Annotated in this window: 26 protein-coding genes; 18 read left to right on the top strand and 8 right to left on the bottom strand. The window is 59.0% G+C overall.

What is annotated here, in order from left to right:
* The first annotated feature begins 5 nt into the window (after positions 1-5).
* Genes HMPREF1287_RS11295 through HMPREF1287_RS11285 form a run of 3 tightly spaced genes read left to right on the top strand, consistent with a single transcriptional unit; the run spans position 6 to position 2,149 of the window.
* Positions 6-920, top strand: coding sequence for a substrate-binding domain-containing protein (locus HMPREF1287_RS11295; protein ID WP_023016864.1), 915 nt, complete (start codon positions 6-8; stop codon positions 918-920).
* Entirely contained in the window at positions 917-1,825 is a 909-nt protein-coding gene (locus tag HMPREF1287_RS11290; RefSeq protein WP_023016863.1) for a ribokinase, read from the top strand. Before HMPREF1287_RS11295 ends, HMPREF1287_RS11290 begins: the two co-directional genes overlap by 4 nt.
* A 48-nt stretch (positions 1,826-1,873) precedes the next feature.
* Positions 1,874-2,149, top strand: coding sequence for a hypothetical protein (locus HMPREF1287_RS11285; RefSeq protein WP_005277417.1), 276 nt, complete (start codon positions 1,874-1,876; stop codon positions 2,147-2,149).
* 50 nt (positions 2,150-2,199) lie between these two features.
* Here the strand turns inward: HMPREF1287_RS11285 and purE are convergent, their stop codons facing one another.
* Positions 2,200-2,700 carry a 5-(carboxyamino)imidazole ribonucleotide mutase gene (purE, locus tag HMPREF1287_RS11280; RefSeq protein WP_034653477.1) on the bottom strand — a complete coding sequence of 167 codons (501 nt, stop codon included), beginning with the start codon at positions 2,698-2,700 and terminating at the stop codon, positions 2,200-2,202.
* 20 nt (positions 2,701-2,720) lie between these two features.
* A complete protein-coding gene (locus HMPREF1287_RS11275) occupies positions 2,721-3,929 on the bottom strand; it encodes a 5-(carboxyamino)imidazole ribonucleotide synthase (RefSeq protein ID WP_042404012.1) in 1,209 nt (402 codons plus the stop codon).
* Between HMPREF1287_RS11275 and budA the strand changes: the two genes are divergently transcribed.
* Complete coding sequence (budA, locus tag HMPREF1287_RS11270; protein WP_023016860.1) at positions 3,915-4,646, top strand: acetolactate decarboxylase; 732 nt, start codon at positions 3,915-3,917, stop codon at positions 4,644-4,646. The two genes, HMPREF1287_RS11275 and budA, sit on opposite strands and share 15 nt — an antisense overlap.
* Here budA and HMPREF1287_RS11265 read toward each other — a convergent pair.
* The gene (locus HMPREF1287_RS11265; RefSeq protein ID WP_034653800.1) at positions 4,624-5,064 is read right to left on the bottom strand and encodes a membrane protein; all 441 of its coding nucleotides are present in this window, start codon (positions 5,062-5,064) and stop codon (positions 4,624-4,626) included. The two genes, budA and HMPREF1287_RS11265, sit on opposite strands and share 23 nt — an antisense overlap.
* A gap of 87 nt (positions 5,065-5,151) precedes the next feature.
* On the bottom strand, positions 5,152-6,021 hold the full coding sequence (locus tag HMPREF1287_RS11260) for a biotin--[acetyl-CoA-carboxylase] ligase (protein WP_023016858.1): 870 nt from the start codon (positions 6,019-6,021) through the stop codon (positions 5,152-5,154).
* Between the two features lie 43 nt (positions 6,022-6,064).
* Between HMPREF1287_RS11260 and HMPREF1287_RS11255 the strand changes: the two genes are divergently transcribed.
* From HMPREF1287_RS11255 to treS, 6 genes are all read left to right on the top strand, one after another.
* Entirely contained in the window at positions 6,065-7,054 is a 990-nt protein-coding gene (locus HMPREF1287_RS11255) for an ABC transporter ATP-binding protein (protein WP_023016857.1), read from the top strand.
* Positions 7,055-7,155: 101 nt separating this feature from the next.
* On the top strand, positions 7,156-8,418 hold the full coding sequence (locus HMPREF1287_RS11250; RefSeq protein ID WP_023016856.1) for an ABC transporter substrate-binding protein: 1,263 nt from the start codon (positions 7,156-7,158) through the stop codon (positions 8,416-8,418).
* A 195-nt stretch (positions 8,419-8,613) separates the two neighbouring features.
* Positions 8,614-9,621 (top strand): carbohydrate ABC transporter permease, encoded by a 1,008-nt coding sequence (locus tag HMPREF1287_RS11245; protein WP_005277403.1) that lies wholly within the window; start codon positions 8,614-8,616, stop codon positions 9,619-9,621.
* Positions 9,621-10,442 carry a carbohydrate ABC transporter permease gene (locus HMPREF1287_RS11240; protein WP_023016855.1) on the top strand — a complete coding sequence of 274 codons (822 nt, stop codon included), beginning with the start codon at positions 9,621-9,623 and terminating at the stop codon, positions 10,440-10,442. Before HMPREF1287_RS11245 ends, HMPREF1287_RS11240 begins: the two co-directional genes overlap by 1 nt.
* On the top strand, positions 10,442-10,627 hold the full coding sequence (locus HMPREF1287_RS11235; protein WP_023016854.1) for a hypothetical protein: 186 nt from the start codon (positions 10,442-10,444) through the stop codon (positions 10,625-10,627). The genes HMPREF1287_RS11240 and HMPREF1287_RS11235 overlap by 1 nt, the downstream gene beginning before the upstream one ends.
* Positions 10,624-12,129 carry a maltose alpha-D-glucosyltransferase gene (treS, locus tag HMPREF1287_RS11230; protein ID WP_023016853.1) on the top strand — a complete coding sequence of 502 codons (1,506 nt, stop codon included), beginning with the start codon at positions 10,624-10,626 and terminating at the stop codon, positions 12,127-12,129. The genes HMPREF1287_RS11235 and treS overlap by 4 nt, the downstream gene beginning before the upstream one ends.
* Before the next feature lie 243 nt (positions 12,130-12,372).
* Here treS and HMPREF1287_RS11225 read toward each other — a convergent pair whose 3' ends face one another.
* From HMPREF1287_RS11225 to HMPREF1287_RS11215, 3 genes are read right to left on the bottom strand one after another with little or no spacing between them, the layout of a single operon-like run.
* Complete coding sequence (locus HMPREF1287_RS11225) at positions 12,373-12,951, bottom strand: hypothetical protein (RefSeq protein WP_023016852.1); 579 nt, start codon at positions 12,949-12,951, stop codon at positions 12,373-12,375.
* Positions 12,952-12,954: 3 nt separating this feature from the next.
* The gene (locus HMPREF1287_RS11220) at positions 12,955-13,527 is read right to left on the bottom strand and encodes a hypothetical protein (protein ID WP_023016851.1); all 573 of its coding nucleotides are present in this window, start codon (positions 13,525-13,527) and stop codon (positions 12,955-12,957) included.
* A 22-nt stretch (positions 13,528-13,549) separates the two neighbouring features.
* Entirely contained in the window at positions 13,550-14,818 is a 1,269-nt protein-coding gene (locus HMPREF1287_RS11215) for a hypothetical protein (RefSeq protein ID WP_023016850.1), read from the bottom strand.
* 341 nt (positions 14,819-15,159) lie between these two features.
* On the opposite strand from HMPREF1287_RS11215, the gene HMPREF1287_RS11210 reads away from it, so the two are divergent.
* From HMPREF1287_RS11210 to HMPREF1287_RS11195, 4 genes are read left to right on the top strand one after another with little or no spacing between them, the layout of a single operon-like run.
* Entirely contained in the window at positions 15,160-16,620 is a 1,461-nt protein-coding gene (locus tag HMPREF1287_RS11210) for an acyl-CoA carboxylase subunit beta (RefSeq protein WP_023016849.1), read from the top strand.
* 6 nt (positions 16,621-16,626) lie between these two features.
* Complete coding sequence (locus HMPREF1287_RS11205; protein WP_005281605.1) at positions 16,627-16,836, top strand: acyl-CoA carboxylase subunit epsilon; 210 nt, start codon at positions 16,627-16,629, stop codon at positions 16,834-16,836.
* Positions 16,836-17,423, top strand: coding sequence for a nucleoside triphosphate pyrophosphatase (locus HMPREF1287_RS11200; protein WP_023016848.1), 588 nt, complete (start codon positions 16,836-16,838; stop codon positions 17,421-17,423). The genes HMPREF1287_RS11205 and HMPREF1287_RS11200 overlap by 1 nt, the downstream gene beginning before the upstream one ends.
* Before the next feature lie 30 nt (positions 17,424-17,453).
* Positions 17,454-17,870, top strand: coding sequence for a DUF3151 domain-containing protein (locus HMPREF1287_RS11195; protein WP_005277381.1), 417 nt, complete (start codon positions 17,454-17,456; stop codon positions 17,868-17,870).
* 89 nt (positions 17,871-17,959) lie between these two features.
* Here the strand turns inward: HMPREF1287_RS11195 and HMPREF1287_RS11190 are convergent, their stop codons facing one another.
* Positions 17,960-18,679, bottom strand: coding sequence for a DUF4282 domain-containing protein (locus tag HMPREF1287_RS11190; RefSeq protein WP_005277379.1), 720 nt, complete (start codon positions 18,677-18,679; stop codon positions 17,960-17,962).
* 333 nt (positions 18,680-19,012) lie between these two features.
* Here HMPREF1287_RS11190 and HMPREF1287_RS11185 point away from each other — a divergent pair, with 333 nt between their 5' ends.
* From HMPREF1287_RS11185 to HMPREF1287_RS11170, 4 genes are all read left to right on the top strand, one after another.
* Positions 19,013-19,876 (top strand): sulfurtransferase, encoded by an 864-nt coding sequence (locus HMPREF1287_RS11185; protein WP_005277377.1) that lies wholly within the window; start codon positions 19,013-19,015, stop codon positions 19,874-19,876.
* Between the two features lie 150 nt (positions 19,877-20,026).
* Entirely contained in the window at positions 20,027-21,787 is a 1,761-nt protein-coding gene (locus tag HMPREF1287_RS11180; protein ID WP_023016847.1) for an acetyl/propionyl/methylcrotonyl-CoA carboxylase subunit alpha, read from the top strand.
* 22 nt (positions 21,788-21,809) lie between these two features.
* A complete protein-coding gene (locus HMPREF1287_RS11175) occupies positions 21,810-22,268 on the top strand; it encodes a hypothetical protein (protein ID WP_023016846.1) in 459 nt (152 codons plus the stop codon).
* Between the two features lie 155 nt (positions 22,269-22,423).
* Complete coding sequence (locus HMPREF1287_RS11170) at positions 22,424-23,929, top strand: ATP-binding cassette domain-containing protein (RefSeq protein WP_023016845.1); 1,506 nt, start codon at positions 22,424-22,426, stop codon at positions 23,927-23,929.
* Positions 23,930-24,000 lie beyond the last annotated feature (71 nt).

The raw sequence follows: 24,000 nt of genomic DNA, 5'->3' as shown, positions 1-24,000 counted from the left end.
AGACCATGAAGAAACTTTTAGCCTCACTCATCGTCCCAGCACTAGCGTTGGGTCTAGCCTCGTGCAACCGCTCCGAGGAGGATCGAAACCGCATCACCCTGTCCGTATCGACGCAAACTAATCCATTCTTCGTAGAATTACTCCACGGCGCGCAGGATAAGGCCAAAGAGCTCGACGTTCCCCTCGATATCCAAGATGCCTCCGATGACCCGGCTCAACAGGTCAATCAGTTGGGAAATGCGACATCCATGGGCGCAAAAGTGGTGGTCATTAATCCCACCGACTCTGATGCCGTCGCCCCCGCTGTACGCAGCATCAAAAATGATGGTGTGCCAGTCATCGGAGTCGACCGAGACGTCAACGGCGTGGAACTAGATTCTATGGTGGCTTCTGATAACGAGGCCGGTGGTGCCCAAGCGGCGGATAAGCTCGCAGAATCTATCGGAGAAGAAGGCGAAATTCTGATCCTGCAGGGAACCGCTGGTACCTCTGCCTCGCGCGAACGAGGCAAGGGGTTTGAGGAAAGGATCGCGCAGTACCCCGGCATCAAGATCGCCGGCAAACAGTCCGCGAATTTCGACCGCACTGAAGGCCTCAACGTAACGACCAATCTGCTGCAGGCGAACCCGAATATCAGCGCCATTTTTGCAGAAAACGATGAGATGGCTTTAGGAGCTGTTGAAGCCCTCGGCTCCAGAGCCGGCAAGGAAGTCAAAATTGTTGCCTTCGATGGCACTTTTGACGGACTCAAAGCCGTAAAAGATGGCAAGCTGGAAGCCACAATCGCCCAGCAGCCTGCCGAGCTTGGCGCCCGCGCAATTGAACAAGCAGCAGCGCTTCTACATGGCGAAAGCGCAGAAAAGAATGTCCCTGTAGAGGTAATTACCGTCACCAAAGACACCGTGGAGGAATTCCAATGAGCAAGCTAACCGTCGTCGGCTCCATCAATGCTGACCTCATCGTCCATGCCGAGCGCCACCCCCACCCCGGCGAAACCCTGCTGGGCTCTGGCGGTGAGATTCTAGCTGGCGGCAAGGGCGCTAACCAAGCGGTCGCCGCCGCACAGTTGGGCGCCAACGTAGCTTTCGTCGGTGCTGTCGGCTCCGATCCTTATGCCGAGCCCGCCATGCACTACATGCGGCGGTCGGGCATCGATCTCAGCGCGGTGGAACAGTCCGATACCACTACTGGTTTGGCGGTCATCACGGTCTCCGCCGATGGCGAAAACACCATCGTCATCTCCCCCGGCGCGAACGCTCTTGTCGATGCCCCCTTCGTCACCGCCCGCCAATCCACCATCGCTGATGCGGACGTGGTTCTACTCCAAGGCGAGATTCCTGCCTCCGGTTTCAAAGCCGTAGTCGACGCTGCCCAAGGACGCGTAGTGGTAAACCTTGCCCCTGTCATCGAGGTGGATCGCGATGCCCTCCTCCACGCAGATCCCCTCATGGCCAACGAGCACGAAGCAGGGCTTATCCTCGAACAATTAGGCCTTTCTTCCACCGGCACCCCGCGCGAGCTCGCCCACCGCCTCGTTTCCGCCGGCTTTAAATCGGTGGTGCTGACCCTCGGGGCCGAAGGCGCCTACGTGGCAACGCCCGAATCCAACACGGACATCGTCACCCCACAGATCGCCGCGGTCGATACCACCGGCGCCGGCGATGCCTTTGCCGGAGCATTTTGCACCAAGCTCCTTGAAGGCGCCACGCTTGTCGATGCCGCCACCTTCGCCGCCCGCGTCGGTGCCTTCGCCGCCACCAGCGCCGGCGCCCAGCCGTCCTATCCCACGACCTCTTCGAGGTTGCCAGAGGTCACGCAGAAATAGAAGCGTCCAGCTATAAAGTCACTGCAATGGAAGGTCGCATCAGCCATCATGCATAAGAGCCTTGGAAAGAATAATGAGAGAAGCGGTAAGAGCGAGCCTAAAAAATGGAAAGCCTTTTTAATCTCGCTATTGATATTTCTGCTTGTCCCCTTACCTTTTGCTCTTTACCTTGGCGGCACTGAGTGGCTTTTCAATGGCGAAGAATCGGTACCGAAAGAATTCTGGGTTTCTTATATACTAGGTTTCGTCGTTTTTATTGGTGGATTGCTCTGGATGCAGATCAAAGAGTGGTTCCACGACGACTCCAAGAATTCTAAACGGTAGCTGACTGGAGTCCCCTCTCTTTCAGCCGAAAAAGAAAGGGGAGCTCCTCCCTACTCCCCTAGCAGCTTCGAGCGCAGGTTCTTATCCTTCTGCTCAACTTCTTCTGCCATCTTTTCTTGGTAGGCGACCATCTTGTCTTGCAGGGCGGAGTCTCCGGCGCCCAGGATGCGGGCGGCCAGCAGGCCGGCATTCTTTGCGCCGCCGATGGAGACGGTGGCCACGGGAACGCCGCTAGGCATCTGCACGATAGAAAGCAGGGAATCTAGGCCATCGAGGTCCTTGAGTGCGCGCGGGATGCCGATAACGGGCAACGGCGTGGCCGCAGCAACCATGCCCGGCAGGTGGGCGGCGCCACCGGCACAGGCGATGATGACCTTAAGGCCGCGGGAGTGCGCTCCCTTGGCGTAGGCCAACATCTTTTCCGGGGTGCGGTGGGCGCTGACCACGCCAACCTCAAAGGGGATGCCGAAGTCCGCGAGGACTTCCGCTGCGGGTTCGACGGTGGGCCAATCCGAATCCGAGCCCATGATGATTCCTACCTGCGGTTCCATAATGTCCTTTCTAGAATTGGTTAAGCCCAGGTCGCGTGCATGAGAAAGTGCGCAGCTTGGCCAGCAGCATCGCGGGTCTCCTCAAGAGAAGTACCAGCGACATTGACGTGGCCGATCTTACGGCCAGCGCGGTGGTCCTTGCCGTACAGGTGAATCTTGGCGTGTGGGTAGCGTTCCATGACCTCGCGAACACGCTGCGGCATAGGCATCTTGGGATCTGCATCCGCGCCGAGCACATTGGCCATAACGGTCACCGGGGCAAGGGCGTCCACCGCACCCAAGGGCAGGTCGAGTACGGCGCGCAGGTGCTGTTCGAACTGCGAGGTCACGCAGCCATCCTGGGTCCAGTGGCCGGTATTGTGCGGGCGCATGGCCAATTCATTAACGGAGATATCTTCGCCACCTTCACCGTTGAAGGCGAAAAGCTCCACGGCCAGCACGCCGGTCACGCCAAGGGATTCGGCAATGCTTAGCCCCAGCGCAGAGGCGCGTTCGGCCAGCTTAGGCGAGAGATCGGGCGCGGGCGCGATGGCCTCGGCACAGATGCCGTTGGCCTGGCGGGACTGGGTAATGGGCCAGACCTTGGCCTCACCGGATGGGCGGCGCGCTACCAAGATGGATAGCTCGCGGGTCAGATCCACCTTCTCTTCGGCCATGAGCGGCGTGCCGGCATCTAATAGCTCGGCGACGAGGTCATCGAGATCAGCATCCGAAGGGAACCACACGCCCTTGCCGTCATAGCCACCGCGGCGGGCCTTGAGGCAAACGCGCCCGTCTACGGCATCGAAAAAAGCGCGGGCATCAGCAACGGATTCGATGGCGCTAAACCGCGGAACGGGCGCACCCAGAGCGGAGAGCTTTTCGCGCATGTCCAGCTTGTCCTGGGCATAGCGCAGGGCGCTGGGCTGGGGCTGGACGTTAAAGGAGGCATCGATAAGCGCGGCGGAATGCTCATTGGGCACATGCTCATGCTCGAAGGTAATGGCGTCCGCGCCGCGTGCTGCTGCGAGCAAATCCTCGTAGTGGTGGTAATCGCCCACCACAATATCCGGGGTGACCTGCGCGGTAGAAGAATCCGGGCTACCAGCAAGAATCCGCAGATGAATATCGAGTTCCGCGGCGGCAGGCTGCATCATGCGCGCCAACTGACCATCGCCACAGACAGTTACAATAGGTTTTGAGACACTCACGCACACAATATTAGCTTGGATACCATGTTTACCCGTCATTCGATCTTCCAGAACTCCCTCATGAGCGCCCTCCTTGATGGCATCTATGACGGCGAGATGACCATTTCTGAACTGCTAGGAAAGGGCAATTTTGGCATCGGTACCTTTAACGGCCTCGATGGTGAAATGATCATTCTGGACGGGACCTGCTACCAACTGCGCGGCGATGGCTCCGCGCGGGTAGCGGACTTGGACCAGCAGACTCCTTATGCCGTGGCCACTAACTTTGTGCCTCGCATTCTTGTCGATGCCCCACGGGGCCTGCGCCGCAACGAGCTTTCCGCCTTCATCGACGAGGTGGAGCCTTCCGCCAACTACATGTACGCCGTCCGCATCACGGGCAGGTTTTCTGAAGTCTCAACGCGCACCGTGGTCAAACAAACCAAGCCCTATCCCCCAATGACCAAGGCGGTCGGCGGCGATAAAGAGATGCTCTTTAGCGATGTCGAAGGCGTCATCGGTGGCTTCCGCACTCCCGTATATGAGCGCGGGATTTCGGTGCCCGGCTGCCACGTGCACTTTATCGACGCCGCGCGTAAGTCCGGCGGACACGTGCTGGATTACACCGTGGATGAGGCGAAAATCGAGCTCTGCCCCGGTTCCGATCTAGAACTGCGCCTGCCGCTGACCCAAGAATTCGGCCGCGCAAACCTCGCGCCGGAGGATCTTGATAAGCAATTGCACTCCACCGAGGTTAAAACCAGGGGCGATCATTAATAATCTCCGCCACCTGCTTTGACTTGGCCACGGTGGGAAAATACATGGCCCTGTCCCAGCCGTTGAGCGCAATGGAGATACCGCCGCGGCGCTTGCGGGCGCCGCGAATATCTTCCAGCGGAATCGAATCGATGTGGCGGCCCTCTCGCACGATGACGCGGCGATTGGTAACGATGAACCGCTTGCGGCGGGCCTTATATAAAGGAATAAGGAAGCGCCACGTGCTCAGCCCAGCCCACAAAACGACGAGCCCATTGCGCAGTATTGGTTCTACCCCCTCGGCATCGCACCAGCCGATGGCAATCCACAGCACGCCGGTGATGAGGATGAGCTCCAAGAATGGGAAAACGAGCGCGCGAAACGGCGCGGATACGTCCGCGCGCTTTACCTCGCCTTGGCCCATCTTCATCAATCCCATAGCCATGGATAGTACCAGTGCGAGGCAGTGCTTCTCGGACTGCGCGGATTCCGCAGCGCCTGCCGCGCGATGCCTATCGTGCGGCGCTTATCGCGCCGGACGCAGATGCGTCACGTCGCCGGCGGAGTAGTACTCGCCCGCGACGTTAATGCGGCCGTCATCGCCGATGCCCTCGACGCGGCCGATGACATCGCCAGTCGGGGTCTCCAGCCGCACCTCTTGGTCAATGGATGAGCACACCGCGCGGTAATCCTGCATCAGCTGCGGATCCTGGTTCTCCCACTGCGTAATGCGCCGGCGCAGGTTTTTCAGCACGGTAATGGCCAGCTCGGTGCGGTCGGTATCGCGGCCTTCAAGCGCCAGCGAGGTCGCCTTTTCAATGGGCAATTCCTCGCGGGTGAGCGTGACATTAATGCCCATGCCTACGACCACGCGCGCGGAGGGCGCCTGCCCGCCGACGGCCTTATTTACCTCGGCTTTATTGACTTCAGCTTTATTCATCTCGGCCTTGTTCAACTCAGTCTTATTGAGTTCTGCCTTATTGATCTCGGTCTTCGGTGCGGACTTGAAGGCTTGGCCCACGGGACCGGCCTCGGCAAGGATGCCGCAGAGTTTATTGCCATCGATATGCACATCATTCGGCCACTTGAGCACAGAACCCTCGATGGAATCGGTCACGGCCAGGCCGGCAGCCAGCGGAAGCGTCCCCAAGTAATCGAGGGAATCGGGCAAGAGCAGCACGGAAAAGATCACTTGGGATCCGGCCGGCGCCGTCCACGCCCGGCCGAGGCGACCCTTGCCGGATAGCTGCTCATCGGCAAGCAGCACGGTGCCATCGGCGATGTTGGTGGCCTGCATCAGATCGGTATTGGTGGAACCGGTCTGATCCACAAAATCGATGGTGGTGAAGTCCTCTGCCAGGGCGGTGCGGATGCGGTGCTTATCAAGTGCAGTCATAGATTCCAAGATACCGCCCGTCGGTGGTGCTAGTGTGTTGCGCATGGCAAAGGTCACTTTTGAAAAGGTAAATATCACCTACCCCGGCGCTGCGGCGCCCACCGTCAAGGACTTAGACCTAGAAATCGCGGACGGCGAATTCCTTGTCTTGGTAGGCCCCTCTGGCTGCGGCAAGTCCACGACCCTGCGCGCGCTGGCGGGCCTTGAACCAATTTCTAGTGGCCGGATTTCTATTGATGATGCAGACGTCACGGGCCTTGAACCAGGCGATCGCGATATCGCGATGGTCTTTCAAAATTATGCGCTTTACCCGCACCTCTCGGTGGAAGAAAATATGGGCTTTTCGCTCAAACTGGCCAAGCTCCCCAAAGGTGAGATCAAACAAAAGGTCCAGGATGCAGCGGAGATGCTGGGTTTAAGCGAATTTTTAAAGCGCAAACCCAAGGATCTCTCGGGCGGCCAACGCCAGCGCGTAGCCATGGGCCGCGCCATTGTGCGTAACCCTAAGGCGTTCCTCATGGATGAGCCACTATCTAACCTGGATGCGAAACTGCGCGTGCAAACCCGTACGGAGCTTGCGAGCCTACAGCAGCGGCTGGGCACCACCACGGTCTATGTCACCCATGACCAGGTCGAGGCGATGACGCTGGGGCATCGGGTAGCGGTGCTCAAAGATGGCGTATTGCAGCAGGTTGCCCCGCCGCGCGAGCTTTATGCGGAGCCAGCCAACGAGTTCGTGGCTGGCTTTATCGGATCGCCTGCGATGAATATTTTTGACCACAACGGCGAGCGTTTGGGCGTGCGCCCGGAAAACATGCACCTCAATGAGGAGGCGGAGGGCCTCCGCGGCGTGGTCGACCTAGTTGAAGAATTGGGTTCCGAATCTTTTGTCTACGCCACTGTGGACGGTGCGCGGTTCGTTGCCCGCTGCGAAGGCACCCCGCCGCAGCGCGGCGAGGAGGTTGTATTGACCTTTGATGAAAGCGCCGCACACCGCTTCGATCCAGAAACCGGGCAGCGCATCACCACCTAAAGCACCCCCGTATAGAGGTGAATAATCAAAATCTATTCAGCGCGCGGTGTTTGTAAATTATTTTTAAGGAACACCCAAGCTTTCTGAAAGGTGAATCCCCCATGAAGAAGTACTTCATTCGCACCACAGTCGCCACCACGGCGGTACTGGCCCTTGCCGGCTGCTCCACGTCTGACGATGGTGCAGATAACGCGGATGGCTCCGCATCCGGTTCCGGTTCCGGCGCTGACTCCCACGGCCCCATCACCTTTGCCATGGGCAAAAACGACACGGATAAGATCACTCCCATCATCGATAAGTGGAATGAAGAAAATCCGGATGAAAAGGTCACGCTCAAGGAGCTCGCGGGCGAGGCCGATGCCCAGCGCGAGACCCTGGTGCAGTCCCTCCAGGCTGGCAATGATGACTACGATGTCATGGCCCTCGATGTGGTCTGGACTGCGGAATTCGCCGCCAACCAGTGGCTCCAGCCGCTCAATGGTGACTTCGAGACCGATACTTCGGAGCTCTTGCCGGCCACCGTGGAATCGGCAACCTACAATGACGTGCTGTATGCGCTGCCGCAAAACACCAATGGCCAGCTCCTCTTCCGCAATACTGAGCTCGCGGACGCTACCCCGGAGAAATTCGCTGACCTCGAATCCGCCTGCAAGGCCCTGGAAGATGGCAAGAAGTGCCTGACCACCCAGCTCAAGCAGTACGAGGGCTTGGCTCTGAACACCGCCGGCTTCATGGAGGGCTGGGGCGGCTCGGTGCTTGACGATGACGGCAATGCCACCGTCGATTCCAAGGAAGCCCAGGAAGGCCTGCAGGCCATGGTGGATGCGTATGAAGACGAAATCATCTCCAAGGACTCCACCGCCGCCACCGAGGAAGAGACCAACATGGCCTTCACCGAGGGCAAGACCGCCTTCGCAGTAAACTGGCCCTACATGTACACCAATGCCGTAGATGCCGGCATCGACGTTGAGGTCCAGGCACCGCTGGGCAAGGACGGCGTTGGCGTGTCCACCTTGGGCGGCTACAACAACGGCATCAATATCAATTCCAAGAACAAGGGCACCGCCCTGGACTTCATGAACTTCATCATCAATGAGGAAAACCAGAAGTCCTTTGCTGAGCAGTCCTTCCCGCCGGTTCTTTCCTCCATCTACGATGACCCGCAGCTGCAGGAGGAGTTCCCCTACCTGCCAGCGCTGAAGGAATCCCTGGAAAATGCCGCACCGCGCCCGGTATCGCCGTTCTACTCCGCCATCTCTAAGGCCATTCAGGACAACGCTTATGCCGCGCTGACCGATGGCAAGTCCGTCGAGGATGCCACCTCCGATATGAAGGCGGCCATCGATTCTGCTTCGCAGGGTTAAAGATACGCTCCCTGCCCCTCGTATCCCACGAGCAGGGAGCCTGCTGAAAACCGAGAAATACATAGCGAACCGCTAGTGCACAAATGGGTGAGGAAGGCGCATACGCCATAGCCTCACCCTTTGTGGTTTTCCCACCCTAGTTGGGGATAGAATCTAGCGCACCAGAAATTATCTGAACCAGAAAGGCGAATAACCGTGGTCACCACTTCGCCGACGCAACAGACGCACCCATCATCGAAGAAACCCAAGCGCAGCCCTAGCTCCAGCAGGTTTGCCAATTTCGGGCGGCCGGCCGCGCTGATCGCCCCGGCGCTTATCGTGCTGGGCATTATCATCGGCTATCCCATCGTGCGCGCGGTCATCCTGTCTTTCCAGGGCAACCGGCAGCTTAATCCACAAACGGGCATCTTTGAAGAAGGCGGTTTCGCCGGCCTAGACAATTACCTGTACTGGATCAATAACCGCTGTGTTTCCGGTGCGGGTGAAATCACGACGTGCCCGCCCGGTGTTATCGCCACCGACTTCTGGCCCGCCGTAAAAATCACGCTGTTTTTCACCGTGGTCACCGTCGCCCTGGAGACCATCCTCGGCATGTTCATGGCCATCATCATGAACGGCGAATACCGCGGCCGTGGCTTAGTGCGCGCCGCCGTGCTCATCCCCTGGGCCATTCCTACCGCCGTGACGGCCAAGCTATGGCAGTTCATGTTCGCCCCGGAGGGCATAGTCAATTCCTTGCTTGGTACGAATATCGCCTGGACCACGGACCCGTTTTATGCGCGCTTTGCCGTCATCATCGCAGACGTGTGGAAGACCGCGCCGTTTATGGCGCTGCTCATCCTGGCTGGCCTGCAGATGATCCCCAAGGACGTCTACGATGCCGCCCGCGTCGATGGCGCCAACCGCATCCAAACCTTCTTCCGCATCACCCTGCCGTTGGTGCGCCCAGCCCTGATGGTGGCCGTGCTCTTCCGCACCCTGGATGCGCTGCGTATGTATGACCTTCCCGTCATCATGATTTCGAGCTCGTCTAACTCCCCTACCGCCACCATTTCCCAGCTGGTGGTGGAAGATATGCGCCAAGGTAACTTCAATTCCGCCTCGGCGCTGTCCACCCTTATCTTCTTGCTCATCTTCTTCGTCGCCTTCATCCTCATCCGCTTCCTCGGCGCGGATGTCTCCGGTAGAAAGGGTGCAAAATAATGCGTAAATTCGGACACTACGCGGGCATTATCTTCATCATGTTCTGGGGCCTTGCCCCCTTTTATTGGATGGTGGTCACCGCCCTGCGCAGCCAGGAATTCACCTTTGATACCACGCCCTGGCCAACGCATATCACGCTCGATAATTTCCGCGATGCCCTCGCGACGGATAAGGGCAATGACTTCCTCGGCGCGCTAGGCAATTCGCTGTTCATCTCGCTCGCAACCACCGCGGTAGCCGTCTTGGTCGGCGTATTTACCGCGTATGCGCTCTCCCGCTATGACTTTCCCGGCAAGGGCATTGTCACAGGGATCATCCTGGCAGCTTCCATGTTCCCTGCCATCGCGCTGGTTACCCCGCTCTTCCAGCTCTTTGGCCGCCTAGAGTGGATCGGCACCTACCGCGCGATGATCATCCCAAATATCTCCTTCGCACTGCCTCTGACGGTCTATACCCTGCTCAGCTTCTTCCGGCAACTGCCGTGGGAGCTCGAGGAGGCCGCCCGCGTGGATGGCGCGTCCCGCGCCCAGGCATTCCGCCTCATCCTCCTGCCGTTGGCCGCACCGGCGCTCTTTACCACCGCGATCATTGCCTTTATCACCACGTGGAATGAATTCATGTTGGCCAAGCAGCTATCCACGACGGGCACCGAGCCGGTCACGGTGGCCATCGCCCGTTTCTCTGGCCCCTCGGCCTTCGAGTACCCTTATGCCGCAACCATGGCGGCTGGTGCATTGGTGACCATTCCGCTTATCATCATGGTGCTCATTTTCCAGCACCGCATCGTCGCCGGGCTTACCGCAGGAGGTGTCAAGGCCTAATGCGCCGGTCCCTGCTGTGGGATTCGCTCCTCGGATTCCTCGGCTTCTTCGCGTGCCTTGCGGTTATCCAAGCCGTAGTGAACCTATTTGAAGACTCTCCCGCCGTATGGCCCGGCCTAGTGGCCGACGCGCTGTGCGCACTGACCTACCTTGCCTGGCGGGCAAAAAGAAAGGATCTGCAATGAGCTGGTACCACAACGCCGTCTTCTATCAAGCCCTCGTGGGCTCCTTTAAGGACTCCAGCAATAACGAGGCCGAGAATAAGGGCATCGGTACGCTGCGCGGGGTCATCGACAAGCTGGATTACCTCCAGTGGTTGGGCGTGGACTGCCTCTGGCTCTCGCCGTTTTATGCCTCGCCGCTGCGCGATGACGGCTACGATATCGCCGATTATTATTCCATCCACCCCGATTACGGCACGATGGCGGATTTCGAGGAACTGGTCGAGGAATTGCACCGCCGCGATATGCGCATCATGACGGACCTGGCGCTCAACCACACCAGCTCCGATCACCCGTGGTTCCAGGCATCGCGGTCCGACCCGGATGGCCCGTTTGGGGATTTCTACGTCTGGGGCGATGACCCCGAGCGCTACCCCGAAATCCGCGTCATTTTCACCGACGTCGAGACCTCCAACTGGACCTGGGACGAGGAGCGCCAGCAGTACTATTTCCACCGCTTCTACTCCCACCAGCCGGATCTCAATTACGATAACCCGGACGTGCAGGATGAGGTCTTTAATATCTTGTCCTTCTGGATGGACAAGGGCCTCGACGGCCTGCGCCTCGATGCCATCGCGTACCTCTTCGAGCGCGATGAGCTCGGCGGCGAATCCCTGCCGGAGACGGTGGAGTTCGTGGAAAAGATTCGCTCCTTTATGGATACCCACTATCCCGAGGCCGTCCTCATTGCGGAGGCCAACCAGCCACCCAAGGAGACGATGGAGTACTACGGCTCCGGCAATCGCTTCCACATGGTCTTCAACTTCCCGGTCATGCCGCGGCTGTACCAGGCGCTCGCGCTTGGCGATGCCACCCCCGTCTACGACATCCTCGACCAGCTACCGCCGCTGCCCGAGGGCTGCCAGTGGGGTACCTTCCTGCGCAACCACGATGAATTGACCTTGGAAATGGTCGACGATGACGTCCGCGAGCTGATGTATCAGACCTACCTGCCAGAAGAAGGGATGCGGGCGCATGTGGGCATCGCCAGGCGGCTCATGCCGCTCATGGGCGGGGACCGCCGGAAGGTGGAGCTGATGTTTTCGCTGCTGATGACCCTGCCGGGTGCGCCCTTTATTTATTATGGCGATGAAATTGGCATGCTCGATGACACCTCTTTGCCGGACCGCTATGCCGTTCGCACCCCTATGCAATGGGACGATAGCCAAACCGCGGGCTTTAGTTCCCGCACCCCGGCGCGGCTGCCCATCGTCGGCGGCACATCCGTGGAATCGCAGCTCAATGATGCCACTTCCCTGCTGCACAGCGTGCGCACCATGATCACGGAGCGCCACGCGCACCCCGAGCTGGGCACGGCACCCTGCGAGCCGGTGGAAACCGGAAAAGAAAGCGTGCTGGGTTACCAGCGCGGCGACCTTTTGTGCCTGCACAATTTCAGCGACCGCTCCGTTGACCTAGGCCCCGTCGAGGTCGGGCCTTACGGGTACGCGTGGTTGCCGGCTTAACTTTGAGCATCCTCCACTGCGATAACTGAGCAAACCCAGCCCTCAGATATCGCAAACCTTCCTCAACTGTTGCAGGGGACCCTGCACTTTGGAATGTGCACTTTGGAGGATGCACTTCTACAAAGCGGGCGGTGCGCGCTACGGGTTGTGCGCGCCACGGGTAGTGCGCGCTGAGCCGCCACACAAAGAGCCCAGCTCCACACCCCCATTCACAGGGTGCGGCTGGGCTCATTTCCTTATGACTTAACTCCAGTCCGGGGCGTCTTCTAAGCGCAGCTCGGAATAACGGGACTCTGGAACGGTGGCCGAGTATGGTTTGCCCACCGTTTCCCATACTTGATCTTGATTGCAGCGCACATCCTGGCCGTCGGTATCCAGCATGGTAAAGCCCCACACCAACTTGCCTTGGGAATTTGCCGGCAAGGTATATGGCCCAACTACCTGGTTAATCTTCCAGTGCTGTTCGCTGACGTAGTTGAAGCCGTAGGTCTTGGTCAGGATCTTGGCCAGATCGCCTTCACCGCGCACGGAGCCAGACACTTGAACGGTTTCCGTTCGCGCTTTGGATACGGTGTGTTTAACCGGCAGCGGCTCAGCGTTGTGGTTTGCCACGCTGGCGGCATCGGTTTGCTTGAACCAGCGGCGCTTCGCGGTGACATAGGTGGAGTTCTCCCCCGGCGTTGCGCAATGCGTGCCGGGCTTAAAGTCATCGTTCCAGCGCTGGGGCAGCTCAAAGTCTCCGCCGAAGTCAGAGGCGTGGGCGACGGGGACGGCCACCAGGCTCAGCGGCGCGATCGCACTAGCGATGGACTTCGCCTTCACGGTTTAACCCCAATCGTCGTTATCGCGGGTGGAGACCGCGACGTGGCGTTCCTTGGGCAGGGTTGCGGTAAAGGTATCGCCGTTGGCCTGCCAGGTGTGGTCGGAACCGCACACGGTCTTTTGGCCCTCAAAATCAGAAACTACCCATCCGGCCTTCAGCACAGCGGTCTTGCCCGGCGCGATATCGTATGGGCCGATCTGTTCGCCAACCTCATAGGACTGGCTCGAGGTGTAGCTGGAGGAGAAAGTGAAGTTAATCAGATCCAGCAGCTTGAAGTCCACACCAGCAGAAACGTTCCATTCCTTGGTCTTGGTTTCCTTGATGGAACGGGTCACTGGAAGCGGCTCGTCGTTGTAGTTGGAGATGGTCCAGGTACCGGCGGAGCCGTCGAAATAGGTGCGCTTGATGTCGACGGTCTGCCCAGTATCGCCGGGGTTAGCGCAGCGCTCGCCGATGGTGGTGGGGTTTGCTGGGCCCAGGTCGCGCTGCGGCAATGCGTGAGCGGCTGGGGCAGCGAATACGCCGGTGGCAACGGCCAAAGCCGCGGCGGTGGACGCAATCTTGGACATGCGCATGAGGTGTGCTCCTAAAAGGTAGTTAGTAGATGGTTTGGGTGGGTACGGGCAGGTCGCGGTATTCGTCAGGGGTGACGTCTACGGTGCGGGTGCTGCCATCTTTGGAGGTGATGGTGGCCTCGGCCCAGAAACCGCTCGGGGCGGTGGTCTGCTTATAGTTCGAGGTGAGGTCGTACTTGCCGGATTTTCCGCAGTGCACCTCACGGTAGTTGATGCGGGTCATGGTGGTGCCGTACTCCACGCGCACGCGTTCCCCGGGCTCGAGGTGTACGTGCTTAAGCTCAGTACCAACAGGCATATAGGCGCGCTTGACGGCACCGACGGATTCGAGCCAGCCCTGTGGGATATCGCCCCTATTGCCCCGCCAATTGGTATACGGATCGTGCTGGGCGCCGACGACGAAGTCGGTCACTGGCGCAAATTCATAGTCCCCGTGCGACCAGTTGAGGAAGTCGGTGGAATAACCGGGCTTGCGGAAGGTTGGCTGCACCGCGGTGATATCCAGCGGGTACCAGGACTTATCTTTGGCCTCGCACGTATCGCCTTCCTTGGGCCACGCGGGATCACGTTGGGGTTCGGCGGCCGGCTGCACGATCTCGTCTTTGTCTGGGTCAGCAATCTTTTCCAGGCTGGGGCCGGAGACCGCGGTGTAGTTTCCTTCGATGGGCTTGGAATTCGTGCTGCCGGAGCGGGAAGGAATTTCCATGGCCAGATCCGATACGGAGCCATCGGCCTTGATGATATAGGCAAAGGCATAGCGCTCTGCTGGGCCTTTACCGCGGATGACGTTGGACCCGGGAATGTTTTCCAGGCGATCATCATTGCAGCCGACGAACATGGAAATAAAGTCCTTTTCCACCACGCCGTATTCCACACGGAAGGATTCGCCCGGCTTGAGCTTGACGGGGCCAAAGGTTTCCTTGTCTCGCCAGCCGTTGGCCAGCTTTAGGCCGATATCGGATTTAGCGGTGGTATCCCAGCCAGAGGGCAGTTTGGCCTTGGAATTGGCATCAATCTCGTGGTTGGTGCCGGTTTCTACCTCTGCGGTATACGGCACTTCCTGGTCGGTGCTGTTTTTAAATTGCAGGGTGCCATCGCTTAAATAGCGACGCCCGGTTTCAGCAAAACGCCATTCGCGCTCGGCGTTATCTCCGGCGGCACTGCAGCTTTTGTAAAGATTGGTAATGGGATATGCCTGTGGCATTGGAGGAATATCGCGCGCCTGTGCCGCCGGGGCAATCAGCGCCGCGATGGCAAGTGGGGCGATGAATCTCAGTCTCTTTGAAATCACCTGAAGACCATCCTTGTGGTTGTGAAATATACAAGAAATTATTCGTGAAGACGCAGCTAATATTAAGCCCGCTGTTATAAGTCCTCAACAGTTACAGAATTTTTCACCCATGCCTTCTCACCCGCCGTGCGGTGGGAAAATACCGTCTTACTGGTAAGAAATGCCAGAGATTGCCACGCGCCCCATCCCCCAATAAAGGGGATCTAATGCTTCCTAAAGGCCCAGCCCCACCGATGCCGCGCCTATACCGCACCGACAGCCCACCGCCACCGAGCCTGTAGTGATGCGCGAAACCAGACAAGTTCCGCATCTTTAGCCTTCCACTAGTAAACTCAACGCCTATGACTGACCTGAAGACCACCGCTGGCAAGATTGAGGACCTGGACAACAAGCTCGCCGAGTCCCGCGCGCCGTTGGGGGAAGGCGAGCCAGCCGCCCGCACCCGCGTGAATCAGCTGCTCGATGAGGGGTCCTTTGTAGAAACCGATGCACTGGCCCGCCACCGCTCCACCGACTTTGGCCGCGAACACGATCGCCCGTACACCGATGGCATCGTCACCGGTTACGGCACCATCGATGGGCGCCGCGTGTGCATCTTCAGCCAGGATGCCACCGTCTTTGATGGCACGATGGGTGAGGTTTATGCGGAAAAGCTCACCAAGGTCTATGACCTTGCACTGAAAACCGGCGTGCCCCTCGTCGGCATCTATGATTCCACCGGCCCGCGCGTGCAAGAGGGCATCGTCACGCTGGCCGGCTACGCCCGCATCCTCGCCCGCGCAACCGAGGCTTCCGGCCTTATTCCACAGATCTCCGTGGTGGCCGGGGATACAAGCGGCATTGCGGCTTTTGCGCCCACGCTTGCCGATGTCCTCATTGTCACCCACGGCACCAGCCTGCACCAGGCAGCCGGCGAGGTGGCCGACGCGGAACCGGAAACCTTTGGTGGTGCCGCAGTCCACGCGCAGTCCGGTACCGCGCAGCTCAGCGCCCCGAGCGAGCAGGCAGCCCTCGCGCTAGTTCGCGACGTACTGGCTTACCTGCCGGCCAATAACCGCGCCGAGGCAACGCGCATCGATACGCGCGAGGTCGCCGAGTTCGATCTGGATACCGTCATCCCGGATTCAGCAGAGGATGCCTATGACATGCGCGAGGTGGTCAACGCGGTCGTCGATAAGGGCTCCTTCTTTGAGCTTTCGGCCGAGGCTGCGCCCAATATCATTACCGGCTTTGCCTTCGTGGATGGCCGCGCCGTGGGCATCGTTGCCAACCAACCGCTTTCACTTGGCGGCGCGTTGGATTCGGCCGCGACGGAAAAGGCGACGCGCTTTGTGCGCCTGTGCGATGCCTTTAATACCCCGATCATCGAGTTCGTGGACTCGCCCGGTTTCGTTGCCACGCCGGAGGAAGAAAAGGCCGGTCTCCTGCGCCGGGCGGCGGGGTTTGCGTATGCGCAGGCGGAGGCGAGCGTCGGCAAGCTTACGGTGGTCACCCGCAAGGCCATTGGCCCGGCCTACGCGTTTATGGGGTCCAAGGATCTGGGCGCGGATTTGGTCTATGCCTGGCCGACCGCGGAAATCTCCGTCGCCGAGGCGGCCGAGACCTCGCTGGCCATCTACGGCGATAAGGATAAGCAGGAAGAGATGGACGAGCTCTTCTTGCACCCCTACGCCGCCGCCGAGCGCGGCCTGGCCGATAATGTCATCGAGCCTTCCGCCACCCGCCACTACCTGGTTGAAGGCCTGCGCCTGCTAGAGCGCAAGGTCGTGGCCCAGGTACCCAAGAAGCACGGAACTGTTTAGGAAAAAATGTCTGAAACCGAAATCAAAGTCCTGAAGGGAAACCCCACGGAAGAAGAGCGCGCCGCGCTATCGACGGTGCTCAAGCAGATGAAAAAGGACCACTCCGGTGCCTTTGGGGATCGCAACCACTGGGGCAGGCCCGGTGAGCGCTTCGACCACTACGGCGCGCAGCGCGTCTTTAATCCTTCCGCCTTCCACACCGTGCGGTATTACTAATGCGCCTCATTTTGGCCTCGCAGTCGCCCTCGCGCGCCGCCATCCTGCGCGGGGCCGGCGTGGAACCGGTGCTCGAGCCCGCCGAAATTGACGAGCGCGCCCTAGAAAACCAGTTGGTGGGGCACTCACCTGCCGATACCGTGGCAAAGCTTGCCACCGCCAAAGCCGAGAAGGTTGCTTCCCGGTACCCCGACGAGCCGGTCATCGGCGGCGATTCCATGCTGCTATTGGATGGCCAACTGCAGGGCAAACCGCACACCGTCGACGCCACCATCGAGCGTTGGCACCACCAGGCAGGCCGCACCGCGCAGCTGCTTACCGGCCATTGCCTGATTTTTGGCGCGCAGCGCCACGTGGAAACCTCCACCACTACCATCCGCTTCGCAGAGGCTTCTGCCACCGATATTGAGGCCTACGCCCGCACCGGCGAGCCTTTAGAATGCGCGGGCGCGTTTACCTTGGAGGCCATGGGTGGCTGGTTTATCGATAGTATCGACGGCGATCCCTCCTCTGTCATTGGGCTGTCCCTACCGGTGGTGCGCCGCGCGCTCTACTCTTTTGGGCTCAGCGTTTCTGATTTCTGGTAGGCCCGCACGAGCATCGCTAGAGTGTGTCTTATGGAAATGAAAGACATGCTTGCCCCAGAACCGATTAAATTGCCCGCCGATCCCGGCGCTAAGGACGCCGCCGCGCCTGCGGCCGGCATCGTAGACCACCCGGATTCCCCGTTGCTGTGGGCCATGCTCGCAGAGCAGGAGCTCGACAAGCTCGAGGGCGCGGATCCCAACGAGTACATCACCGCTTATGCCTACGCCCGCACCGGCTACCACCGCAGCTTAGACCGCCTGCGCGGCAACGGCTGGAAGGGATGGGGCCCGGTCCCCTTCTCCCACGAGCCCAACCAGGGTGTCCTGCGCGCGATTGCGGCGCTTGGCCGCGCCGCCAAGGCCATCGGCGAGGACGACGAATACGACCGCATTCGCCAGATGCTTTCCGATGCCGACCCCGATAGCGTTGCCCAGCTGCTCGACTAAGCCCACACTGCGGCTTATTAGGCCAATATAAAAAGCACATTCTCCCTGTTCAATCCCAGAGGAGAATGTGCTTTTCTTGTAGCTTATGCCTAGTTCAGCCGGTGCAGGATTTCGCGGGTATATTGCGTCGTCCGGATATTTGCGACTGCGAACTCTAAAAAGAGCCTCAAGCCAATGAGCTCGCCAAAGCAGATAAGCGTAACCAAGATGGCGGTGATAATCCCGAACGGACCAAAGAAAACGAATCCTAAAAGTAGGCCCAACAACCACGTGCAGCCAAGGATGATCATGCCGATGACATAAATCGCCGAAGCATAGCCTACGGTGATGAATTTATCGAAGCTGAAGTCCAAGAGGCCGGAGAAGAAGCCATCGGTTGGCGTCTTCGTGCGCGGAACCTGTGGCGGGAACTGCCCGCTGTTATTCGGATACGCAGTAAATCCTGGCTGCTGCCCATTCGGCGCGTTCCACGCCTGCTGTCCCTGCCAAGAATTGCCCTGTTCTGGATAGGAATGCGGCGGCTGCGCGGGCCCCGGTTGCGCTGGACCCGGTTGCTGCGAGTACTCGGGGTGCTGATAAGCCGCCTGTTCCTGGCCCGATTGCGGGTGCTGCTCTTGGCTGCTTTGCGAGCCTTGTTCCTGGCCAGCCTGCGGGGTGCCGTGGGGGCCGAATGCCCGCGCATCATTGTCCGCAAAAGCACCGAAGTCCTCAGTACCGTCTTGGCGCGGTCCCTCAGAGAAATCGCGGGCAACGAAGCCCTTCGAGAACTCCTCGTTGTCATTGGTGGTGTTGTCGCTATGATCAGCCATAATCGCAGCCCATATTCCTAGGTCTAGGGAGAAAACAGAACGATCTGACTATAGACCGTTTCATTGCCTGGCGTGGTGTGAAATTGATTAAAATTCGCGGCTCCACGTAGCGCTGAAGAGGTACTGGGGGCGCGACTTGAGTAATGCAGCGGGAAAACTTGTAGAATCGCGACCTCGAGTAAAAGCACTATTATGTTAAATGCTGACCCGCCCACTCGGCTGTTTTATTGTATGGAATACCACACTACGGCCTCCCAAGTGATCAATTTGGCATTCATCGGGTTAGAGTGGTGGGAGCGAATCATCCCGTTTTATTAGAAAGGCAGGCGGGCAGTGGCAGAAGTAGACCCCTATCCCCCATTCCAGCAATATGCGCACCCAGAGCGGCTTGTCTCCGCTCCGTGGCTGTCTGCGCGCCTGGGCGTTAAAGGGCTGCGCGTCATCGAGGTCGATGAAGACTCCCTTTTGTACGATATCGGGCACATTCCCACGGCCACGCGGATTAATTTCCGCACCGAGCTGTTGAGCTCGCTGACGCGCGACTTTATCAACGGCGAGGAATTTACCCGCTTGATGCGGGAAAAGGGCATCCACGAAGACGATACCGTTGTTTTGTATGGCGATAAGTCCAATTGGTGGGCGGCCTATGCGCTGTGGGTATTTACCCTCTTTGGACACAAGGACGTCCGCCTCCTCGATGGCGGGCGCGATGCGTGGATGTCAGAAGAACGCGATACCTCCTTTATGGTCCCGGAATTCCCGGAGTCGGATTATCCCGAGGTAGCCCGGGACGATTCCCTCCTGCGCGCCTTTGTTTCCGATGTCCGCGAGGCAACCGGTTCCCTGGTTGATACCCGCCCGCCGGAGGAATTCGCGGGTGAAGCGACGGAGTTCGACCCGAATGGAAACTCGCCGTATGGCACGACCATGTGTCACGGCCACATTCCGGGTGCGATCAATTTGGAGTGGGATCGCGCAACCTACCCCAACTCCTGTTTCCGCAACGTTGATGACCTCAAGGTCAACTACGGCATGCTGGAGCCGGATACCCCCACCATCTTGTATTCCCACGTGGGCGCGCAGGCCGCGTTTACGTGGTTCGTACTGACCTACCTTTTGGGCTTTAAAAAGGCGCAGGTCTACGATGGATCATGGTCTGAGTGGGGCAACATGGTCAATATGCCGATTGAAAAGTAGATTTTCGTCCGGTCATTAATTACCCACATCGTGACGATGTGGGTTTATTTTTGTTTAAACGTAACAATTATTGCCAAACGGACGAATTAATATTTTGGTGTGCAACAATAGATCCCGTAGTAAACGAAGTGTATTCAGGAGGTTACTGCCGTGGCAGTAGAAACCAAGAAGATCTCCAAGGTTCTCGTAGCGAACCGAGGTGAGATCGCCGTGCGCGTCATTCGTGCTGCTCGCGATGCCGGGATCTCCTCAGTCGCCGTTTATGCCGAACCGGATGCGCAGGCGCCCTTCGTCACGCTTGCCGATGAAGCCTTTTCCCTCGGCGGTTCCACCTCTGCTGATTCTTATCTTGTCTTTGACAAGATTCTGGACGCTGCCGCTAAGTCCGGCGCGGATGCCATCCACCCCGGCTATGGTTTCTTGTCCGAAAATGCCGATTTTGCTCAGGTCGTTATCGATGCCGGCCTGACCTGGATCGGCCCGCCTCCCCAATCCATCCGCGCTTTGGGCGATAAGGTCACGGCCCGCCACATCGCCGAGCGCGCCGACGCCCCCATGGCCCCCGGCACCAAGGACCCAGTAGCCAATGCGGACGAGGTCAAGGCCTTCGCGGATGAGCACGGCCTACCCGTGGCCATCAAGGCGGCGTTTGGTGGCGGCGGCCGCGGCATGAAGGTCGCGCACACCGCCGAAGAGATTCCGGAGCTTTTTGAATCCGCGACCCGCGAGGCCACCTCCGCCTTTGGCCGCGGCGAGTGCTTTGTCGAGCGCTACCTCGATAAGGCCCGTCACGTGGAGGCCCAGGTTTTGGCGGATAAGCACGGCAATGTGGTGGTCGTCGGCACGCGCGATTGCTCCCTGCAGCGCCGCTTCCAAAAACTCGTAGAGGAAGCGCCGGCACCTTTCCTGAGCGACGAGCAGCGCGCCTCCATTCACGAGTCCGCCAAGCGCATTTGCCGCGAAGCTGACTACTGCGGCGCCGGCACCGTGGAGTATTTGGTCGGCGCCGATGGCCTGATTTCCTTCCTCGAGGTCAATACCCGCCTGCAGGTGGAGCACCCCGTTTCGGAGGAGACCACCGGGCTGGACCTCGTGCGCGAGCAGTTCCGGATTGCCCAGGGCGAAAAGCTTTCGCTCAGCGAGGACCCGGCACCGCGCGGGCATGCCTTTGAGTTCCGCATCAATGGTGAAGACGCCGCGGCCGGCTTCATGCCCGCTCCCGGGACCATCGTCAAGTACTCCGAGCCAGCCGGCCCGGGCGTGCGCGTGGATTCGGGCGTCGTCGAGGGCTCCGTCATCGGCGGGCAATTCGACTCCATGCTGGCCAAGCTCATCGTCTGGGGACCGGACCGCGAAACCGCCCTGCGGCGCTCCGCCCGCGCCCTGGCTGAATACCAGGTTGAGGGCCTGCCCACCGTGCTCCCCTTTGACAGGGCTATCGTCGCCGATCCCGCCTTTACCGCGGAAAACGGTTCCTTCGATGTCTACACCAAGTGGATCGAAGAGGCGTGGGATAACCAGCTGACGCCGCATGATGATTCCACCGATGCGGAAGCCGGCGCACCCGAGGCCTCCCAGGTCCACACCGTAGAAATCGATGGCCGCCGCATCGAAGTTGCCCTGCCCGCCACCTTTGGCATTACCGGCGCGCGCAAGCGGAAAAAGCGCAAGGGCACCGGCGCTAAGGCCGCGGTTTCCGGTGATGCCGTCACCGCACCGATGCAAGGTACGGTCATCAAGGTCAACGTGGAAGAAGGCCAAGAGGTAGAAGAGGGCGACATCGTCATGATCCTCGAGGCCATGAAGATGGAAAACCCCGTCAAGGCCCACAAGTCCGGCACCGTGACCGGCCTGGAGGTCGAGGCCGGTGCATCCACCACCAAGGGCGCGCAGCTGCTGGAAATTAAATAGCTGTGCCAGCTAACCTGGAAGAATGACTGATTCTTCTCTTGGTGTTCGCTTGGCCAAGGAAGAGGACCGCGACTACCTCGCGGGCCTTTTCCCTTCCCATATCGCGGACTGGTCCCCCATCGTCGATGGCGGCGTCATCGCTTTGCCCCTTGCCGCCAACGAGGACCCAACCGTAGAGCCCGTGGGGGCCGCGCTCCTGCGCTACTACCCCGCCGCTACGAAGGGCCCAGCCTTCATGGGTGATCCGGAAGCTGACCCGCTTGACGATGCCGCTTGGCTCACCCCCTTCGATCCCGAGGACATCCCCGAGCTCATCGTCGCCACGAATGGCACCGACGACGAGGCTTCCCGCGTCCACGACCTGCTCGTTGCCAACGCTACAGACCTCGCGGCCGAGCAAACCGCCCCCGGCATCGCATCCGCCACGCCGCTACCGGGCTTCGAGGAGCTCACCCCAGGTAAGTTCTTCCGCCGCTTCTAGTCTGGCGCTTTTTCTGGCAGGCCTGCGGCGCCAGTAAGAGATAAGTTTTAACGAAAAGCCTTGCATTCTTCACCATCGCTACTACAGTTAAAGGCTATGAAGATTTCCGCCTAATACGACGTCCCTTGCACACTCGTTTTAAAGGTGGATTCTTCATGCCGATTTCTTTTTCGCAACTCAGCCTGTCGTGGCCAGACGGTACACCCTGCTTCTCTCAGCTTTCCGGAACAATCCCTGACTCGATCACCGGGATGATTGGCGATAATGGATCCGGAAAATCAACCCTTGCTAAGGTCCTTTCCCACCAGATCGCACCATCCTCGGGCACGTTCTCGGCGCCAGAGGTCACGTACGTGGACCAAAATCTTGGCTTGCATGACTCTTTAACCATCGCTGAAGTTTTTGGCGCGGCGGAAAAGATTGCCGCGCTCCATGCACTAGAAGCGGGAAATTACTCCGAGGATCTGCTGAAAACTATTGACAATGACTGGGATATCGAAGACAGGATTCATGCCTGCCTTCATAACGCGGGGATCCCATATCAGCTAGATCGCACCATCGGCACGATTTCCGGGGGCGAAGCGGTAACCATCGCGCTAAGCGCCGCGTTTTTTGATCACCCAGACTTTGTCATCCTCGATGAGCCGACCAATAACCTTGACGCAGCAGGAAAATCTAAGGTCACCGAGCTTATCTCCAGCTCCCCTACGCCCATTCTGGTCATCTCCCATGATCTAGACCTACTTTCCCATGTCGAGTACATTGCAGAGCTCTACGCGGGAAATTTGAGAATATTTTCCGGAAATTATCACTCCTACCGGCAGGCAATTGAAGCCGAACAGCGCGTTGCTGAAGCAGAAACTCGCGAAGCCAAAGCCGAGCACCGCAAGCAGGTGCGCGAGCGCGCGGCAATGCAGGTGCGCATTTCCAGGGACCAACGCCGCGGCACAGCCTTCTCTCACAACCACCGAAAACCCGGACTGGCGATGGGAAACGACAAGAATCGCTCCCAAAATACCGCGGCTAAGCGCTCAGCCCAGGCATCCGATTCGGTAAAGACAGCATTTGATGCCTATCAAGCTGCGCAAAATAAGATCCGCCCTGACGAACATGTCCACCTCGATCTCCCAGGAACGCGGTTGCCTAATGGCACCCGCGTGCTCACCAGCAGCATCGTGGATTTAACCGGACCTGAACATGTACGCCTAATGGGACCAAACGGCAGCGGGAAAACTACATTCCTTAATGCGATTTCGCGCGGTGACGTTGAATACAGCTTGGACTGTGGATATTTGCGGCAGAAAATCACCCTGCCAGAAGACCGCACAATCTTAGAAATGGTCACGGAGGCTAATCCCTCTGCTAGCCCACAATCCATCCGCGATCAATTGGCGCAGCTATTATTTCGCGAGGACCAAGTGCACCGCCGCGCAGGCCTACTATCGGGCGGCGAACGCTTCCGCGCAGAATTTGCCCGGGTGCTCTTGGCCGAGCCCAGCCCGCAATTCCTCTTGCTTGATGAGCCCACCAATAATTTGGACATCACCACCATAAAGTGGCTCGTGCAGATCCTCGAGTCCTACGAGGGTGCGTACTTGCTGGTCAGCCATGATGAGGGCTTCTGCAACGAGCTCAGCTTAACCTCGCAGGTTCATATCTAGCTCCCTCAGCCTTCACTCTGTATCACTCCCACTAGTACAGTTTGTGCTACTATTAGTAATACAAAAATAGT

The organism is Corynebacterium sp. KPL1986, assembly GCF_000477975.1.
Classification (GTDB): Bacteria; Actinomycetota; Actinomycetes; order Mycobacteriales; family Mycobacteriaceae; genus Corynebacterium; species Corynebacterium accolens.
The sequence above is the reverse complement of the archived record's forward strand: the minus strand, read 5'-3'. Positions and strand labels throughout refer to the sequence as shown.

Coding starts and splice junctions, on each gene's coding strand:
- HMPREF1287_RS11295 (WP_023016864.1), top strand. CDS start 6: ATGAAGAAACTTTTAGCCTCACTCATCGTCCCAGCACTAGCGTTGGGT.
- HMPREF1287_RS11290 (WP_023016863.1), top strand. CDS start 917: ATGAGCAAGCTAACCGTCGTCGGCTCCATCAATGCTGACCTCATCGTC.
- HMPREF1287_RS11285 (WP_005277417.1), top strand. CDS start 1,874: ATGCATAAGAGCCTTGGAAAGAATAATGAGAGAAGCGGTAAGAGCGAG.
- purE (WP_034653477.1), bottom strand. CDS start 2,700: ATGGAACCGCAGGTAGGAATCATCATGGGCTCGGATTCGGATTGGCCC.
- budA (WP_023016860.1), top strand. CDS start 3,915: ATGTTTACCCGTCATTCGATCTTCCAGAACTCCCTCATGAGCGCCCTC.
- HMPREF1287_RS11275 (WP_042404012.1), bottom strand. CDS start 3,929: ATGACGGGTAAACATGGTATCCAAGCTAATATTGTGTGCGTGAGTGTC.
- HMPREF1287_RS11265 (WP_034653800.1), bottom strand. CDS start 5,064: ATGGGATTGATGAAGATGGGCCAAGGCGAGGTAAAGCGCGCGGACGTA.
- HMPREF1287_RS11260 (WP_023016858.1), bottom strand. CDS start 6,021: ATGACTGCACTTGATAAGCACCGCATCCGCACCGCCCTGGCAGAGGAC.
- HMPREF1287_RS11255 (WP_023016857.1), top strand. CDS start 6,065: ATGGCAAAGGTCACTTTTGAAAAGGTAAATATCACCTACCCCGGCGCT.
- HMPREF1287_RS11250 (WP_023016856.1), top strand. CDS start 7,156: ATGAAGAAGTACTTCATTCGCACCACAGTCGCCACCACGGCGGTACTG.
- HMPREF1287_RS11240 (WP_023016855.1), top strand. CDS start 9,621: ATGCGTAAATTCGGACACTACGCGGGCATTATCTTCATCATGTTCTGG.
- HMPREF1287_RS11235 (WP_023016854.1), top strand. CDS start 10,442: ATGCGCCGGTCCCTGCTGTGGGATTCGCTCCTCGGATTCCTCGGCTTC.
- treS (WP_023016853.1), top strand. CDS start 10,624: ATGAGCTGGTACCACAACGCCGTCTTCTATCAAGCCCTCGTGGGCTCC.
- HMPREF1287_RS11220 (WP_023016851.1), bottom strand. CDS start 13,527: ATGCGCATGTCCAAGATTGCGTCCACCGCCGCGGCTTTGGCCGTTGCC.
- HMPREF1287_RS11210 (WP_023016849.1), top strand. CDS start 15,160: ATGACTGACCTGAAGACCACCGCTGGCAAGATTGAGGACCTGGACAAC.
- HMPREF1287_RS11205 (WP_005281605.1), top strand. CDS start 16,627: ATGTCTGAAACCGAAATCAAAGTCCTGAAGGGAAACCCCACGGAAGAA.
- HMPREF1287_RS11200 (WP_023016848.1), top strand. CDS start 16,836: ATGCGCCTCATTTTGGCCTCGCAGTCGCCCTCGCGCGCCGCCATCCTG.
- HMPREF1287_RS11195 (WP_005277381.1), top strand. CDS start 17,454: ATGGAAATGAAAGACATGCTTGCCCCAGAACCGATTAAATTGCCCGCC.
- HMPREF1287_RS11190 (WP_005277379.1), bottom strand. CDS start 18,679: ATGGCTGATCATAGCGACAACACCACCAATGACAACGAGGAGTTCTCG.
- HMPREF1287_RS11175 (WP_023016846.1), top strand. CDS start 21,810: ATGACTGATTCTTCTCTTGGTGTTCGCTTGGCCAAGGAAGAGGACCGC.
- HMPREF1287_RS11170 (WP_023016845.1), top strand. CDS start 22,424: ATGCCGATTTCTTTTTCGCAACTCAGCCTGTCGTGGCCAGACGGTACA.